General features: G+C 57.6%; 15 protein-coding genes. 5 read left to right on the top strand and 10 right to left on the bottom strand.

Features of this window, described 5'->3' with window-relative positions; all coding sequences use genetic code 11:
• Positions 1-10 precede the first annotated feature (10 nt).
• The 5 genes from glgA to ACP4CD_RS21470 all read left to right on the top strand — a co-directional run bounded on the left by glgA (position 11) and on the right by ACP4CD_RS21470 (position 7,152).
• A complete protein-coding gene (gene glgA / locus ACP4CD_RS21490) occupies positions 11-1,444 on the top strand; it encodes a glycogen synthase GlgA (RefSeq protein ID WP_064030706.1) in 1,434 nt (477 codons plus the stop codon).
• Positions 1,434-2,219 (top strand): type II and III secretion system protein, encoded by a 786-nt coding sequence (locus ACP4CD_RS21485; RefSeq protein WP_426992548.1) that lies wholly within the window; start codon positions 1,434-1,436, stop codon positions 2,217-2,219. The genes glgA and ACP4CD_RS21485 overlap by 11 nt, the downstream gene beginning before the upstream one ends.
• 120 nt (positions 2,220-2,339) lie before the next feature.
• Positions 2,340-3,392, top strand: a complete 1,053-nt coding sequence (locus ACP4CD_RS21480; RefSeq protein WP_168032683.1) for an extracellular solute-binding protein — start codon at positions 2,340-2,342, stop codon at positions 3,390-3,392.
• Positions 3,392-3,895: a hypothetical protein gene (locus tag ACP4CD_RS21475; RefSeq protein ID WP_426992546.1), complete on the top strand. Its 504-nt coding sequence runs from the start codon at positions 3,392-3,394 to the stop codon at positions 3,893-3,895. The genes ACP4CD_RS21480 and ACP4CD_RS21475 overlap by 1 nt, the downstream gene beginning before the upstream one ends.
• Positions 3,856-7,152, top strand: coding sequence for an EAL domain-containing protein (locus ACP4CD_RS21470; protein WP_426992545.1), 3,297 nt, complete (start codon positions 3,856-3,858; stop codon positions 7,150-7,152). Before ACP4CD_RS21475 ends, ACP4CD_RS21470 begins: the two co-directional genes overlap by 40 nt.
• Here ACP4CD_RS21470 and ACP4CD_RS21465 read toward each other — a convergent pair.
• The 10 genes from ACP4CD_RS21465 to pal all read right to left on the bottom strand — a co-directional run bounded on the left by ACP4CD_RS21465 (position 7,133) and on the right by pal (position 15,102).
• Positions 7,133-7,972: an HlyC/CorC family transporter gene (locus ACP4CD_RS21465; protein WP_071160556.1), complete on the bottom strand. Its 840-nt coding sequence runs from the start codon at positions 7,970-7,972 to the stop codon at positions 7,133-7,135. The genes ACP4CD_RS21470 and ACP4CD_RS21465 overlap by 20 nt on opposite strands.
• Positions 7,969-8,427, bottom strand: coding sequence for an rRNA maturation RNase YbeY (ybeY, locus tag ACP4CD_RS21460; protein ID WP_426992544.1), 459 nt, complete (start codon positions 8,425-8,427; stop codon positions 7,969-7,971). Before ybeY ends, ACP4CD_RS21465 begins: the two co-directional genes overlap by 4 nt.
• A complete protein-coding gene (locus ACP4CD_RS21455; RefSeq protein ID WP_426992543.1) occupies positions 8,427-9,416 on the bottom strand; it encodes a PhoH family protein in 990 nt (329 codons plus the stop codon). The genes ybeY and ACP4CD_RS21455 overlap by 1 nt, the downstream gene beginning before the upstream one ends.
• Positions 9,416-10,771, bottom strand: coding sequence for a tRNA (N6-isopentenyl adenosine(37)-C2)-methylthiotransferase MiaB (gene miaB, locus ACP4CD_RS21450; protein ID WP_426992541.1), 1,356 nt, complete (start codon positions 10,769-10,771; stop codon positions 9,416-9,418). Before miaB ends, ACP4CD_RS21455 begins: the two co-directional genes overlap by 1 nt.
• Positions 10,772-10,876: 105 nt before the next feature.
• Positions 10,877-11,605 (bottom strand): MBL fold metallo-hydrolase, encoded by a 729-nt coding sequence (locus ACP4CD_RS21445; RefSeq protein WP_426992539.1) that lies wholly within the window; start codon positions 11,603-11,605, stop codon positions 10,877-10,879.
• Positions 11,602-12,237 (bottom strand): chemotaxis protein, encoded by a 636-nt coding sequence (locus ACP4CD_RS21440; RefSeq protein ID WP_426992537.1) that lies wholly within the window; start codon positions 12,235-12,237, stop codon positions 11,602-11,604. The genes ACP4CD_RS21445 and ACP4CD_RS21440 overlap by 4 nt, the downstream gene beginning before the upstream one ends.
• Positions 12,238-12,301: 64 nt before the next feature.
• Positions 12,302-13,003 (bottom strand): 7-cyano-7-deazaguanine synthase QueC, encoded by a 702-nt coding sequence (gene queC / locus ACP4CD_RS21435; RefSeq protein WP_426992535.1) that lies wholly within the window; start codon positions 13,001-13,003, stop codon positions 12,302-12,304.
• Positions 12,984-13,643, bottom strand: coding sequence for a 7-carboxy-7-deazaguanine synthase QueE (gene queE, locus ACP4CD_RS21430; protein WP_426992533.1), 660 nt, complete (start codon positions 13,641-13,643; stop codon positions 12,984-12,986). Before queE ends, queC begins: the two co-directional genes overlap by 20 nt.
• Entirely contained in the window at positions 13,640-14,548 is a 909-nt protein-coding gene (gene ybgF / locus ACP4CD_RS21425) for a tol-pal system protein YbgF (protein WP_426992531.1), read from the bottom strand. Before ybgF ends, queE begins: the two co-directional genes overlap by 4 nt.
• Positions 14,545-15,102 carry a peptidoglycan-associated lipoprotein Pal gene (gene pal / locus ACP4CD_RS21420; RefSeq protein ID WP_064030719.1) on the bottom strand — a complete coding sequence of 186 codons (558 nt, stop codon included), beginning with the start codon at positions 15,100-15,102 and terminating at the stop codon, positions 14,545-14,547. The genes ybgF and pal overlap by 4 nt, the downstream gene beginning before the upstream one ends.
• Positions 15,103-15,121: the final 19 nt, after the last annotated feature.

Below are 15,121 nucleotides of genomic sequence, written 5' to 3'. Positions count from 1 at the left end.
TGTTTAAGCGATGAAGAAAATTTTGTTCGCCACCAGCGAAACCCATCCACTGATCAAAACCGGCGGCCTGGCCGATGTCGCCGGCAGCCTGCCGCTGGCCCTCGGCGAGCTGGAGCAGGACGTGCGTATCATCATGCCCAACTACCAGGCCATCCGCAATTGCGAACCGGGCCGTTACCTGTGCACGGTCAAGGTCAACAATTGCGATGTCAACCTGCTGGAAACCTGGCTGCCCGGCAGCCAGATTCCGGTCTGGCTGGTCGATTACCCGCCGTTCTTTAAAGTACCGGGCAACCCTTACGTCGACGATAACGGCATGCCATGGCCGAATATCGGCGACCGCTTCGCGCTGTTCTGCCGTATCGTCGCCGAAGTGGCAATGAACCGCGCCTACCTGGACTGGCAACCCGACATCGTGCATTGCAACGATTGGCAAACCGGTCTGGTGCCGGCTCTGCTATCGCTGGAACACCAACATCCGGCCAGCGTATTCACGATCCACAATATGGCCTATCAAGGTCTGTTTCCCGCCACCGCGTTTACGTTGCTGAACCTGCCCGGCCAGCTCTGGCACCCGGAGGGTCTGGAGTACCATGGGATGTTGTCGTTCATCAAGGGCGGCTTGGCCTACGCGGAGCGCATCACTACCGTCAGCCCAACCTATGCCCAGGAAATCCAAACGCCGGAATTCGGTTACGGTCTGGAGGGTCTGTTGGCGCATAAGCAATCGCAATTGAGCGGTATTCTAAACGGCATCGATACCGAAGTCTGGAATCCGGCGATCGATCCGCACATCGCCCAGACCTACGGCATGAAGACCCTGAACGACAAAGCCGCCAACAAAATCGCATTGCAGCAACAAATGAACTTGCCCGTCGACGCCGAACTCCCGGTATTCGGTTTGATCGGCCGGCTGGTCGAACAAAAAGGCATCGATCTGATTCTGGCTGGCTTGCCGGAATTGTTGGAACTACCGGCCCAATTCGTTTTCCTGGGCAGCGGCGACAAGAGCAACGAATACCGCTTGATGGAATTCGCCCGCCTGTATCCGGAAAAAGTCGCGGTAACGATAGGCTACAACGAGCCGCTAGCCCACCAGATCGAAGCGGGCGCCGACATTTTCCTGATGCCGTCGCGCTTCGAGCCTTGCGGCTTAAACCAAATGTACAGTCAACGCTATGGCACGATCCCTATCGTCCGCAAAACCGGCGGCTTGGCCGATACCGTCGTCGACACATTGCCGGAAAGCATCGCCAACGGCACCGCGACCGGTTTCGTATTTAACGACACGTCGGCGGCGACACTGACCGAAGCGATCAAACGTTGCCTAGTGATGTTCCGACACAAGAAAGATTGGCGGCAGTTGCAGCGCAACGCGATGAGCCGGGACTTTTCTTGGCAAAGTAGCGCCCAACGCTATCTGGCGCTGTACGATGAAATTTAGCGGGCCGACGCTTGCAATCAGCCTTTGGGCCGCGGCCGTTTTAGCCGACGATACGGTGATGGAAATCATCGAGCTTGGCAACCGGCCGGCGGCGGAGATCCAAGCCCTGCTCCAACCGTTACTAAACGGTGACGACCGCATCGTCGCCGATGGCGCCAAATTGATCGTCAAAACTGCTCCGGCCAAGCTTGCGGAGATCCGCGCCCTGGTCAAGCAATTGGACGGCCCGGTCCGCAATTTGACGATCAGCGTCTTGCAAACCACCAGCCAGACCGCCGAGCAATTGAACGCCGAAGCGGCCGCGACACTGCACCCCGAGCGCGTCGAACTGCGCGGCTTGGCCGGGAATACCGAGGATTTGCGCGGCCAACGCCAACAACAGCAGGTGCGCGCCACCGAGGGACAAACCGCCTTTATCAAGACCGGCGAAATCAAACCGGTCCGTAACGTCACGGTATACGGCTCCAATTACGGAGGCGCGGTGCTGAGCAGCACCCAAATGCTGGAAGCCAGCAGCGGCTTTGCGGTGGTCCCGCGCTTGGCCGGCGACGACCAAGTGACGCTGGCGATATCGCCTTGGTCCAACCAATTTCAAAACGGCGAAATAGCCACTCAAGCCGTTCAAACCACCCTCCGCGCCAAACTGGGCGAATGGATTGAAATCGCCGGCAATGCCGATCAAACCCAATCGTCCGGCGCAGGCATGACGGGTTTCAACCAAAGCACCGAAACCCAGACGACGCGTATCCTGATACGTGTCGACATTGCCAAATAAAACCGGCTAATCTCGGCCGGCCTTACTCGCTAGCACAAAAACCGATTAATACAAGTTTTTCGCGCGATTCGCCAACAATTTACCTTTCTTTCCAACCGCCTTTGGGTATCATGGGCAACCATGAAATCCATCGTCTCTCTCCTAAGCTCCCACCAACGCTTCGCCAGGATGGTTTCGATCACGGCACTGTGGCTGTGCTCCGTTTCGCTGGTAAGCGCGAAACCCTCGTTAAAGGTTTTGGCCTGGCCGGGTTACGCCGACTCGGAGATCGTCGCCGAATTCGCCAAACGCTACGACGCCGAAGTGGAAGTCACCTACGTCGAATCGGACGACGACTTATGGTACAAGCTCAATCACGAGCATCACGACGTATTCGCGGCCAACACCGCCGAATTGCAACGTTACATCGCCGCCGGCATCAGCGTGCCGCTGGATGCGGCCAAAATTGCCAATCGCTCGCGCCAACTGCCGCGCTTTCGCGACCTCGCTACCTTTGGCCTGATTCACGCCGGTCGCGCCTATGCGATACCCTACACCTATGCTGAAATGGGGCTAATCTACGACCGCCGTAAAGTGACCTCCCCGCCTCGCTCGATGTCGGCACTTTGGGACCCGGCCTACCGCCAGCGCGTGCTGGCTTTTAATACCAGCAACCACAACTTTACCCTGGTCGGATTACTCAGCGGCGCGGCCCACCCTTTCAGCCTCGGCGACGCCGAGTTGAACGCCGCCGCCCGCCGACTGGCCGAACTGCGCCGCAATGTACTGACCTTTTACACGTCGGTAGAGGAAGCCGGCGAACTGTACGCCAAGCACGATATCGCGCTGATTTTCGGCAATTACGGCAATCAACAACTCCAGGAACTAAGGCGGCGCGGCGCGGACGTCGGTTACGTCATCCCCGACGAAGGCGCGTTGGCGTGGTTGGATTGCTGGGCGCTTACCCGAAACGCCGGCAATACCGGGCTGGCCGAACGCTGGATAGACTTCATGCTGGAGCCGCAAGTCGGCGCGCACTTAACCGAACGACACGGCCTAGCCAACACCACCAGTCAGCCGGCCGATCTGGCACCCGATGCCAAATTGATCTGGCTGGAGCCGATCGGCAATCCCGAGCGTCAAAAAACCCTGTGGGACCGGATTATTTCCGGCGATGCGCCGGAGGCCTTCTGATGCGTCTGAGCATAGGCCTAAAACTGGCATTCTGGCTGGGTCTGTTCGGCACGTTGTCGTCGGGCCTGACCGGCTATTACGTCTACCAGCGCAGTCGCGCGCTGCTGATCGATTCGGCCAAGGAAAAACTGCTGACCGCGACGCGAGACTCGGCGCAACGCTTCGACGCCGCGCTCAAGGCGACCGTTGCCGATGTCGATTTCCTGGCCGGCTTGGCGCTAAACCGCGCAATACTGGAAGCCGAGCCGGCCACCAAACCTACGATGGATAAAGACAGGCTCGCCGAGATATTTAGCGGCTTGCTGGTCTCCCACCCCGAGTACAGCCAAATCCGCCTGATCGATAGCCGGCATTTTGGCCTGGAAACGGTGCGGGCAGATCGCGACCAATCCGGCGTTAAAGTGATCGAAGCACCCCACTTGCAGGAAAAAACCATTTCCCCTACGTCTTCGAAACCGCGGCCTTGCCGGCCGGTCAGGTTTACATTTCGGAGATCAACTTAAACCAGGAGCTTGGGACCCATCTGGGCTACGGCCAACCGACCATCCGCGTCGCCACCCCGGTCAAGTCCGCCGCCGGGACAACCTTGGGCGTGCTGGTCATTAACGTCGATCTCGCCGACCTATTCAAGCGGCTGCGCGACAGTTACAGCGGCGACAGCTACCCATTGCTGGTCAATCGACGCGGTGATTACCTGATCCATCCCGATCCCGCGAAAGCCTTTAGTTTCGAACGCGGCCGGCCGGTCAGAATCCAAAACGACATTCCGGACACCGCGCCGCTGCTGAACGGTTCCAGCCGGATCGCGGTACTCAGCGATACCGCCGTTAGCGCGTTGGGCGTACCCTATTTGGCCGCTTTCGCCCGCCAGGATTACGGCGCGGCCAGCGAAGGCCGTTTCGTGGTACTCGGTTTATACACCCCGCTGGACGTGGTCTCGATCGGCAGCAAGACTCTGAGCCTCCAAGTCATCCGTATCGCCTTGTCCCTAAGCTTATTGGTCAGTTTGGTTTCACTGCTGCTTGCCAAGATGCTAGCCAAACCGCTGCAGGCAATGACCAAAGCCATTGGACAATTTCAGCTGGGCTTGCCGCTCGCCGATATCCCCGTCGACCGCAACGACGAGATCGGCCATTTAGCTCGCCTGTTTCGAGCGCTGGCGGAGCAGCTCAACGGTCAAATCGCCGAGATACATGCCTCCGAAGCCAAACTGCACGCGATCCTGAACAACGCGCCGGTCGGGATTTGGTTGGTGGACACCAACGGTCGCTACGCCTTCGTCAACCAGACCTTCTGCCAAGCGCTAGGCATTCCGGAAAGCCGGTTTTTGCACACCTCCGCGCTGGACGAACTGCTGGGCACCGACATGGCTGCCCGCTTCGAAGTAGCCGACCAACGCTGTCTTAGCGGCGGCCTGGCACCGCACCTAAGTCAGGAACAACTCACGTTCGTGGACGGCGAGAGCCACAGTCTGGAAATCAGTCGCACCAAACTATTGGGCCTGAAGGGCGAGGTCTTGGGCATTATCGGGATCGCGACCGACATCAGCGACCGCAAACACGCCGCCGATCGCGAACGCGCTCACAACCGGGTGTTGGAACGCCTGGCCAAAAGCCTGCCGCTTGCCGACATTTTGGAAGCGGTCGTCGAGGGCATCGAAACCCAAAATCCGGCGCTATTGTGCTCCATTTTGTTGCTGGACGCAGAAGGCAGCCATTTGCTGGTCGGCGCGGCCCCGCATCTACCGGAATTTTACAATTGCGCGCTACACGGCCTGCGCATAGGCTTCGGCGTCGGCTCTTGCGGCACAGCGGCGGTGACCGGCGACCGAGTCATTATCGAAGACATTCAAAGCCATCCTTATTGGACGCCGTATCGGGAGTTGGCGGCCAAGGCCGGCTTGGCTTCTTGCTGGTCGGAGCCGGTACGCGATGCCGGCGGCAAGTTGCTCGGCACTCTGACCATTTATCAACGTCAGCCGGCGCTACCCACGCCACGCGACTTGCAAATGACCGAACAGGCCGCCAATCTGACCGGAATCGCGATAGAACATTGCCGTGCCAACGAAGAATTGCGGCTGGCTTCGCTGGTCTACCAAAACAGCAGCGAAGCGATGGCCGTCACCGACGCGCTCGGCTCTATCCTGGCCATCAACCCGGCATTTTCGGCGATCACCGGCTATACCCCGGCGGAAGTCATCGGTCAGAATTACAATATTCTGAACTCCGACCGCCAGGACTACCATTTTTATCAAACCATGTGGCATGCGATTAACGCCAGCGGCCACTGGAAGGGCGAAATCTGGAATCGCCGCAAGAACGGCGAAGTGTTCGTGCAATGGTTGACGGTCAACACGATTTTTAACGAAGACGGCAGTCCGCATCGGCGCGTGGCCTTGTTTTCCGACATCACCGAAAAAAAGCAAACCGAAGAGCTAATCTGGACTCAGGCCAATTTCGACCCGTTGACCGGACTGCCCAACCGCCGGATGTTTCACGACCGGCTGGATCAGGAACTGAAGAAGGCGCATCGCACCGGCCGCGCGCTGGCGCTGATTTTTCTGGATCTGGACCGCTTCAAGGAAATCAACGACACGCTCGGCCACGATATGGGCGATTTGTTGCTTAAGGATGCCGCGCAACGCTTGCTGCGTTGCGTGCGCGAATCCGATACCGTGGCGCGACTGGGCGGCGACGAATTCACGATTATCCTGGGCGAACTCGACGATACGGAACATGTCGAGCGCATCGTCGTCAATTTGCTGCAAAAACTGGCCGAACCGTTTCAGCTGAAAGCCAAGGTGGCCTATCTGTCGGCGAGTATCGGCATCACGCTGTTCCCGAAAGACGGCGACAAAATCCACGTACTGATCAAAAACGCCGACCAGGCCATGTATGCCGCCAAGCACCAAGGCCGCAATCGCTATTGTTATTTCACGCTCTCAATGCAGGAAGCGGCGCAAGTCCGAATGGAAATCGCCGGCGATTTACGCGGCGCGCTCGGCGCCGATCAATTCCAACTGTATTATCAACCGATAGTCGATCTTGCCACCGGCGTCGTGTATAAGGCAGAAGCCCTGTTACGCTGGCGGCACCCGCTACGCGGCTGGGTGAGTCCGGCGGAGTTCGTGCCGATCGCCGAGGACATCGGCATTATCAACGAAATCGGCAATTGGGTGTTCAAGCAGGCCGCCGAGCGCGCCAAACTGTGGCGGCAACGGTTTCACGCCGATTTCCAAATCAGCATTAACAAATCGCCGGTCCAATTTCATGATACCAACCAAACTCAGCGCGATTGGCCTGAACACTTACGGCAACTGGGCTTGCCTGGGGCCGGCATCATCGTCGAAATCACCGAGGGGCTGCTGCTGGATGCCAGTAACGACGTCAAGGAGCAATTGCTAAGCTTTCGGGACAACGGTATCCAAGTGGCGCTGGACGATTTCGGCACCGGCTATTCGTCGCTGGCCTATCTGAAAAAATTCGACATCGATTATCTGAAAATCGACCGCTCCTTCGTCAGCAACCTGGGGCCGGAATCGAGCGACCGCGTGCTTTGCGAGGCGATTATCGCAATGGCCCATAAACTGGGAATGAAGGTTGTCGCCGAAGGGATAGAAACCGAAGAGCAACACCGGATACTCGTGGAATCCGGCTGCGACTTCGGTCAGGGCTTTCTATTCTCGCAGGCGCTACCGGCCGAGGCGTTCGAAGCCCGCTTGGCCGGCGGCCCGGCCGAGTTTACTTCAATTTCAGTTTGATCAAGTGCACGCGGCGGTTGTCGGCGCGCAAGACTTCGAAACAAAAGTCGTCGATTTCGACTTTTTCGCCCTTCTTCGGAAAATGCTCCAAGCGTTGGACGATCAAGCCACCGATGGTGTCGCATTCGTCGTCTTCCAGAACCGCCGAGAAGTAGTCGTTGAATTCCTCAATAGGCGTCAACGCGTTGAGTATGAACTCTTTCTCGCTACGCTGGGAAATGTACTCCTCGGATTCGTCATCGTCGTGTTCGTCCTCGATCTTACCGACGATTTGCTCCAGGACATCCTCAATGGTCACCAAGCCGGCGGCGTTGCCGTACTCGTCGACGACGATGGCCATATGATTGCGCTCGGTACGAAACTCTTTCAGCAAGACGTTCAAGCGCTTGCTCTCCGGAACGACGTTGGCCGGCCGCATCACGTTTTCGACTTTCAAGTTCTTGTCGCGCAAAACGCAGCCAAGCAAATCCTTGGCAAGCAGAATGCCGACCACCTTGCTGCGGTCTTCTTCGATGACCGGGAAACGGGAATGGGCGAATTCGACAACCAACGGAAAGATGGTTTCCAATTCCGCGTCCCTAGGAACCACCACCATCTGCGAGCGGGGGATCATGATGTCGCGGACCCGCATCTCGGCGACATGCATCACGCCTTCCATCATGGCCAGCGCGTCGGAGTCCAGCAAGTGCTTTTCCTGCGACTCACGGAGAATTTCCAGCAGATCTTCCTGATCTTGCGGCTCCCCACTCAGAAAATGGCCGATACGTTCGATCAGGCTTTTCTGGTGGGGCTGACTACTCGGGGGGTTACCATCGCTCATCGTTCGTGTTCCTCCATATAAGGATTGGCAATATCCAATTTTTCCAAAATTTCAATCTCCAGGGATTCCATTTGCTCGGCCTCCAACTCGTCGACGTGATCATACCCTAACAAATGCAATACGCCGTGTACAGTGATGTGCGCCCAATGATGCTCAACCGACTTGCCTTGCTCCGCGGCCTCGCGGGCTATCAGCGGCGCGCAAACCACCAAATCGCCCAGCAAATCCATTTCCACGCCGGGCGGCGCTTCGAACGGAAAACTCAGGATATTCGTCGGACCCGCCTTTTGTCGATATTGGCCGTTCAATTCGGCGCTTTCGGTTTCATCAACCAAACGGATCACAATTTCGCTGTCGGCCTCGCGCCCGGCCAGTGCTGCATCGACCCAAACCTGAAACGTCGCCGGCTCGGGATGCTCGGCTTCGGTCGCGACCTGCAACTCGATCAGGTTCATCAGCCGACCTTACCTTGTTCTTGCTCGTAACGGTCGTAAGCCGCCACGATGCGCTGAACCAACGGATGGCGCACCACGTCGCGCACACCGAAGAAGGTAAAACTGATGCCTTCGACATCCTTCAAGACTTTCAATACGTGTTTCAACCCGGACATTTTTTCGTTCGGCAAATCAATCTGAGTCACGTCGCCGGTGATCACCGCCGTCGACCCGAATCCAACCCGGGTCAGAAACATCTTGATCTGCTCGACCGTGGTATTTTGCGCCTCGTCCAGAATGATGAACGAGTCGTTCAGCGTTCGTCCGCGCATGAAAGCCAGTGGCGCGACTTCGATGACGTTTTTCTCCAATAACTTTTCGACCCGCTCGAAACCCAACATGTCGTAGAGCGCATCGTAAAGCGGCCGCAAGTAGGGATCGACCTTTTGCGCCATGTCGCCGGGTAGAAAGCCGAGTTTCTCGCCGGCCTCGACCGCCGGACGAACCAACACGATACGCCTTACCCGCTCGGTCTGCAGCGCCTCGACCGCGCAAGCCACCGCCAGATAGGTCTTGCCGGTACCGGCAGGACCGACGCCGAAGTTGATGTCAAAGCTGAGAATCTTGCGCAGATAATCCTGTTGGTTATGTCCCCGGCCTTTGATGACGCCGCGTTTGGTGCGAATCGCCACCGGCTCGAGCTGCGATGCCGGCAAGGCCTTCAACAATTGGTCGATACTGGCGTCCTGCAGACTCAGATGCACTTGTTCGGGGGTAATCTCTTCGCGCTCGGTCAATTCGAACAGCTTCAGCATGACCGCGCAAGCCGCCTTGACCGCCCCATCGACACCGGTCACCCGAAAGAAATTGCCGCGATTGGCGATCTCGACCTGCAGACGTTGCTCGATTTGACGAATATGACTATCGAGTTGACCGCAAAAATTAGAGAGGCGCTGGGCATCCGCCGGCAGCAGCGTCAGTTCTTCGGAAAAATGAGAGCTGTTCAACACTAGGCAATCTGTTGGATTTTTTCGACGCTGGACTCGGCCAATCGGCCGCGCAGCGAATTGGGTAAGGCTTCGGTAATCAACACATCGACGAATTGACCGATCAGCCGTGGGTGAGCGGCGAAATTGACCACCCGGTTGTTTTCGGTCCGGCCAGTCAAATGCAGCGGATTTTTCTTGGAGACACCTTCCACCAACACACTCTGCACCGACCCCACCATACTTTCGGAAAACGCCATGAACATGTCGTTCAAACGTTCCTTCAGCCGTTGCAAGCGCGCCTCCTTGACCTCCATGCCGACATCGTCGGCAAAACCGGCCGCCGGCGTACCGGGCCGCGCGCTGAAGATGAAACTGTAAGAAAAGTCGAATCCGACCTCATTGATCAAGGCCATCGTGTCTTCGAAATCCTGCTCGGTTTCGCCGGGAAACCCGACAATGAAATCGGACGACAAACTGATGCCGGGACGGGCCACCTTGATCTTGCGGATGATGTCCAGATAGTCCTCGCGGCGGTGACCGCGCTTCATTTCGGCGAGTATTCGATTGCTACCGCTTTGCACCGGCAAATGCAGGTGATTGACCAGTTGCGGAATCTCGGCGAAAGCCTCGATGATGTCGTCGGTGAATTCCAACGGATGCGACGTGGTAAAGCGAATTCGCTCGATACCGTCTACTGCCGCCACGTAATGCAGCAGCAACGCAAAGCTGGCGATGTCGCCGTCTTCGGTTTCGCCGCGATAGGCGTTGACGTTTTGACCTAGCAGATTGACTTCGCGCACGCCCTGCCTAGCCAGCGCTTCGATTTCGGCGATCACGTCGCTGAGCGGGCGACTGACTTCCTCGCCGCGCGTATACGGCACCACGCAATAGGTGCAGTACTTGCTGCACCCCTCCATCACCGATACAAAGGCTTTCGGGCCTTCCGCCCTGGGTTCGGGCAAGTTGTCGAATTTCTCGATTTCCGGAAATGAAATATCGACGACGTGCCTGTCGCCGCTCCGGGCTTTGTTCAGCAATTCCGGCAGCCTATGCAGGGTTTGCGGTCCGAACACGATGTCAACGTAGGGCGCGCGCTTTTGCAATGCCGCGCCTTCCTGGCTGGCCACGCAACCGCCGACGCCGATAATCACGTCCGGACGTTTGTCCTTGATTTTTTTCCAGCGCCCAACCGCCGAAAACACTTTTTCCTGGGCTTTTTCGCGTATCGAACAAGTGTTCAATAACAACACGTCCGCCTGCTCGGGTATTTCGGTCAGTTCCATACCGTGCGAGGCCATCAGTACGTCCCGCATCTTGTCGGAATCGTACTCGTTCATTTGACAACCGTTAGTTTGTATATACAGTTTTTGCGCCATGCTCGATGAGATACTCCAGCCTTTCTCACTAACAAAAAACCCCAGTCTCTCGACAGGGGCTAGATTGGCGCGGATTATAAACCCAATTTTCGGCAAATGCTTGTTTTATACGGCAATCCCCACCGGCAAGGCTTCAAACCAGTCCAGAAAACGCTTGACATCGTCGCCCTTAAACATTCGCCCGTGCTGCGGCGCCAGGATCTGAATATCTAATTTGCGGACGCGCTCGATCCAGACCCGCTTGGCTTGATTGGACGGCATCCAGCGTTGATGGAAATAGCGCATTTTTTCAACATGAGTATCGAAATGCTCGACGAATACCGGCGTATCGCCCTCCTCCAGCGCCGCGCCGACGTCGCCGGACATCAGAATCTTCGCGACTGGATCGTAAATATGAAAGTTGGCCGACGAGTGTAGATAATGGGCCGGCACTATTTGCAATTGCACGCCACCCAGCTCGATAGTCCCACCCTGATCGGGAATGGCGACGTACTCGATCGCGTCGCAACCGAAATGCCTCAAAAAACCCTCCCAAAGTAGCGGCGCGTGCAGTCTAGCGTGCGGTAAGGCCCGATCCCACAAGCCCAACGACGAAATGATGTCGGGATCTTGGTGCGAGGCGAACAAGTCGGTGATTTCCTCGACCGGCGCGTGATGAACGGCTGCCGCCAGCATCGGCGCGAACAATTCGATCCCACCCGGCTCCATCAATAGACAACGGCTGGCGGTGCGCACCATGTACTGATTGGTATCAATGATGGTGGCCGGTTTGGTGTTGTCGCGGCCAAACATCAGCCACTGATGAGCACCTTCGTAGATTTTCGTGATTTTCATAGCTGGCCTTGGTTGCCCTGAGCGTATCCGGCGCTGATCGCGACCAACGCTCCCCGGCACTTGCTAACTTTTTCGTTGATGATTTGCGCGGCACGATCGACACTCTCGGCGACGGCTTGCAAGCTTTGCAGGTATTCGCCGGCTTGCGACGCTTCGATGCGCGAGTTGGCGGCGATCACTCTGGCGGCTCTGGCGGGATAGAGGATGCCGCTTAACTGGTTTAATAAATCATCGACGTGAATCGAAAATTCGCCGTGACAGGCCTCCGCTTGCCGTCGAGCCGTTTCCCTTACCCGTAGCAACGAATCGGCGTGACGAGCACCCGCCGCTGCCGCGACCGCCAAATCAAAGTGCCGATTGGCCTCCCGCATTCGCTGCTCGGCAACCGTCAAACGGTATAAGTTCAGGGTATCGGCGTTGATCCGATTGACCACTGCCATCGTGTCCTTGGCCAACTCGTTGATGAAATCGGTGATCGGTTTGAAGCCCTTGGCCTTTTCGCCGGCCCGAAACGCAATCGCCTTGGCATTCGCCGCTGCCAACGAAATCTCCTTGGCGACCTGTAATACAGCACTCAATTCGGCGGCAATCGAAGCAACCGCGACGAATTGTGAACTAGTTGAACTCCGCATGATGACGCCCCAAGCCCTTGATCCAATCAAGGCAAAGCATAGCCGAGGATCGCCGAAGCGCCATCTAACCGCGAACGTAACGGGTGGGATCGACCACACCGGCCGCCGCGAATCCGGCCGCCCGCAACCGGCAAGCATCGCACACGCCGCAAGCCCGGCCTTCAACATCGGCGGCATAGCAAGAGACCGTGTCGGCGTAATCAACGCCCAACGTCGAACCTTGCCGAATAATGTCGGCCTTGCTCATCGCCATCAAGGGCGTGTGTATTCGGATTTGCTGGCCTTCGACGCCGGCCTTGGTCGCCAAATTCGCCATGGTCTGAAAGGCTTGGATAAATTCCGGCCGGCAGTCCGGGTAGCCGGAGTAATCGACGGCGTTAACGCCGATGAATACGTCGCTGGCGTGCAAGACTTCGGCCCACCCCAGCGCGTACGCCAAGAAGATCGTATTGCGAGCCGGCACATAGGTGACGGGTATGCCGGTTTGCGGCGAGGTCGGCACGGCGATCGCGCTGTCGGTCAGCGCCGATCCGCCCATCGCATTCAAACCGAGATTGAAAATCTTATAGTCGGCGACTCGATACCGTTCGGCGATGCGCCGTGCGGCCGCCAATTCGGCATTGTGGCGTTGACCGTAATCAAAACTCAACGCGTGGCAAGCATAGCCCTGCCGAGTAGCCAACGCCAGAACCGTAATCGAGTCCAATCCGCCCGATAACAACACAATGGCGGCTTTGCCCGCCGAATCATTTTCCTCTCGCGTCATCCCAAAGAAATTTATGCAGTTGAATTTGAAAGCGTACCGGCAACTGGTCGGCTAGAATCCGATCAGCCAACTCGCTTGGAGCCATCTGCCCCATCACCGGCGAAAACAGCACTTGGCAGCGTTCGGCCAAACGATGTTCGTTTACTTGTTGCTTAGACCATTGATAGTCGGCCGAGTCGGCAATGACGAATTTGATTTGATCGCGCGGCGTCAGGCAATCGAGGTTCTCGTAGCGGTTGCGCGCCATTTCGCCGGAGGCTGGCGTTTTCAAGTCCATGACCTTGACGATTCGAGCATCGACACCCGAAACATCCAGTGCACCACTGGTTTCCAAGGAAACCTGATAGCCCGAGTCGGCCAACACACTCAGTAAACTCAAGCAACCGGGCTGCGCCAGCGGCTCGCCGCCGGTCACGGTAACGTAACGGGTCGAATATTCGCGAACCCTTTGCAAAATCGCCGAAATCGGCATTTTCTCGCCGCCGCTGAACGCGTAAGCGGTATCGCAATAAGCGCACCGTAGCGGACAGCCGGTCAGGCGGATAAACACGGTCGGCCAACCGACGCTATCCGCCTCGCCCTGCAGCGAATAAAAGATTTCGGTAATGCGTAACGACAGTTTCGCTAGCTCGTCGGTCATTGCGGCATTTGCGCCAGCTTCTTAGCGGCCAGATGCGCGGCGGTGGTCCCGGGGTAGCTGGTCGTAACCCGGGTCAGATAATCCTTAGCTTTCGCGGCGTTTTGCAGGTCGAACTCGATGTAACCGAGTTTCAGCAACGCGTCCGGCACCTTGGAGCTATTCGGATACTGACTGACCACTTTGTTGAACGCCGCCTTGGCGGCATCGAATTCGCGGTTGATCTTGTAAGCTTCCGCCAACCAGTACTGCGCGTTGTCGGAAAGTTCGCCGGCCGGATTGGCCGCCAACAGTTCCTGAAACATCTTGATGGCCTGGCTGTTATGGCCGTTCCGCAAAGTTTCGTAGGCTTGCTGATAGCGCTCCTGCTCGCTGCTGCTCGTGGCGGGAGTTGAACTGGCGCTCGCGGCCCCACTAATTGCAGGCTTGACTTCGACGGGCGGGACAGTCGCGGCAACCGGTGCCGGGGCGGCCTGACCCGCTGGCGTCGATACCGGCGATCCGGCAACCGAAGGCGGTGTAGCGCCGGTCTGCGCCGGCGGAACCGCGGATGCCGCCGCCGTACTCGCCGCCCCGGCCTGCGCCGCCGCTGCAGCCGGCGCGCCACCCGGTTGCCCGGCCGCCTGCAACGCCTGCATTCTGTCGTCCAGATCCGAATACATATTGCTTTGCTTGCGCTGCAAGTCCGCGATCGTTTGCGATTGCTCCTCGACCATGCCGCGCAGTTGTTGCACTTCCGATTGCAATTGTTCCAGCCGGCTCAACACTTCGAAGATTGCGTTGTCGGTCGGAGCCTGCACGGCATAGCCGCCCTGCTGCCCGACATCGCCGCCGTTCGCCGGAGCGGCTTGGGCCTGGGCGCCCAGGCCCAAGCCGATACTTGCAATCAGAAGCGCCCGCCGGCTCATTGATAGCCTACTTCAACGCGACGATTTTGTTGCCATGCGGATTCGTCATGACCGGAAACCGCCGGTTTCTCTTCGCCGTAGCTGACGACTTCCAACTGGCCGGAACCGACCCCTTGGCTACGCATCATCCGTTCGACCGACTTGGCGCGTTGTTCGCCCAATGCGATGTTGTATTCGCTGGAACCGCGTTCGTCGGCATGACCCGCCAAAATCACGTGTTGATTCGGGTGGGAGGCCAGATAACGGGCGTGAGCGGCAACGACCGGCACATAGTCTTGTTTGACTTGCGCGCTATCCAGTTCGAAATAGATCACTTGCTTGGACAACGGGTTGTTCGGATCGCTGAACTCCGGACCCAGGTTCGAACCGGAGTTGAAGCCGTTACCGGAGCCGAATTGGCTGCCGGACATGGAGCCGTCGTTATAGCCGCTGGTCGACGCGTCGCTACCTTGAGTCGCGTCGCCCAAACCGTTCTCGCTTTCGTCGGTCGAGCTACATCCGCTTGCCAAGACGGCGATCATCGCCAAAGCCAGAGTTTTTTTGCTAAGTGTCATGCTGTTCTCCAAATAAAAA

This window comes from Methylomonas stagni (genome assembly GCF_050154735.1).
Taxonomy (GTDB): Bacteria; Pseudomonadota; Gammaproteobacteria; order Methylococcales; family Methylomonadaceae; genus Methylomonas; species Methylomonas koyamae_A.
This window is presented reverse-complemented; position numbering and strand designations above follow the sequence as displayed.

Bases quoted from the DNA above. Each gene is read 5' to 3' on its own strand.
- glgA (WP_064030706.1), top strand. From the start codon at position 11: ATGAAGAAAATTTTGTTCGCCACCAGCGAAACCCATCCACTGATCAAA.
- ACP4CD_RS21485 (WP_426992548.1), top strand. From the start codon at position 1,434: ATGAAATTTAGCGGGCCGACGCTTGCAATCAGCCTTTGGGCCGCGGCC.
- ACP4CD_RS21480 (WP_168032683.1), top strand. From the start codon at position 2,340: ATGAAATCCATCGTCTCTCTCCTAAGCTCCCACCAACGCTTCGCCAGG.
- ACP4CD_RS21475 (WP_426992546.1), top strand. From the start codon at position 3,392: ATGCGTCTGAGCATAGGCCTAAAACTGGCATTCTGGCTGGGTCTGTTC.
- ACP4CD_RS21465 (WP_071160556.1), bottom strand. From the start codon at position 7,972: ATGAGCGATGGTAACCCCCCGAGTAGTCAGCCCCACCAGAAAAGCCTG.
- ybeY (WP_426992544.1), bottom strand. From the start codon at position 8,427: ATGAACCTGATCGAGTTGCAGGTCGCGACCGAAGCCGAGCATCCCGAG.
- miaB (WP_426992541.1), bottom strand. From the start codon at position 10,771: ATGGCGCAAAAACTGTATATACAAACTAACGGTTGTCAAATGAACGAG.
- ACP4CD_RS21445 (WP_426992539.1), bottom strand. From the start codon at position 11,605: ATGAAAATCACGAAAATCTACGAAGGTGCTCATCAGTGGCTGATGTTT.
- ACP4CD_RS21440 (WP_426992537.1), bottom strand. From the start codon at position 12,237: ATGCGGAGTTCAACTAGTTCACAATTCGTCGCGGTTGCTTCGATTGCC.
- queC (WP_426992535.1), bottom strand. From the start codon at position 13,003: ATGACGCGAGAGGAAAATGATTCGGCGGGCAAAGCCGCCATTGTGTTG.
- queE (WP_426992533.1), bottom strand. From the start codon at position 13,643: ATGACCGACGAGCTAGCGAAACTGTCGTTACGCATTACCGAAATCTTT.
- ybgF (WP_426992531.1), bottom strand. From the start codon at position 14,548: ATGAGCCGGCGGGCGCTTCTGATTGCAAGTATCGGCTTGGGCCTGGGC.
- pal (WP_064030719.1), bottom strand. From the start codon at position 15,102: ATGACACTTAGCAAAAAAACTCTGGCTTTGGCGATGATCGCCGTCTTG.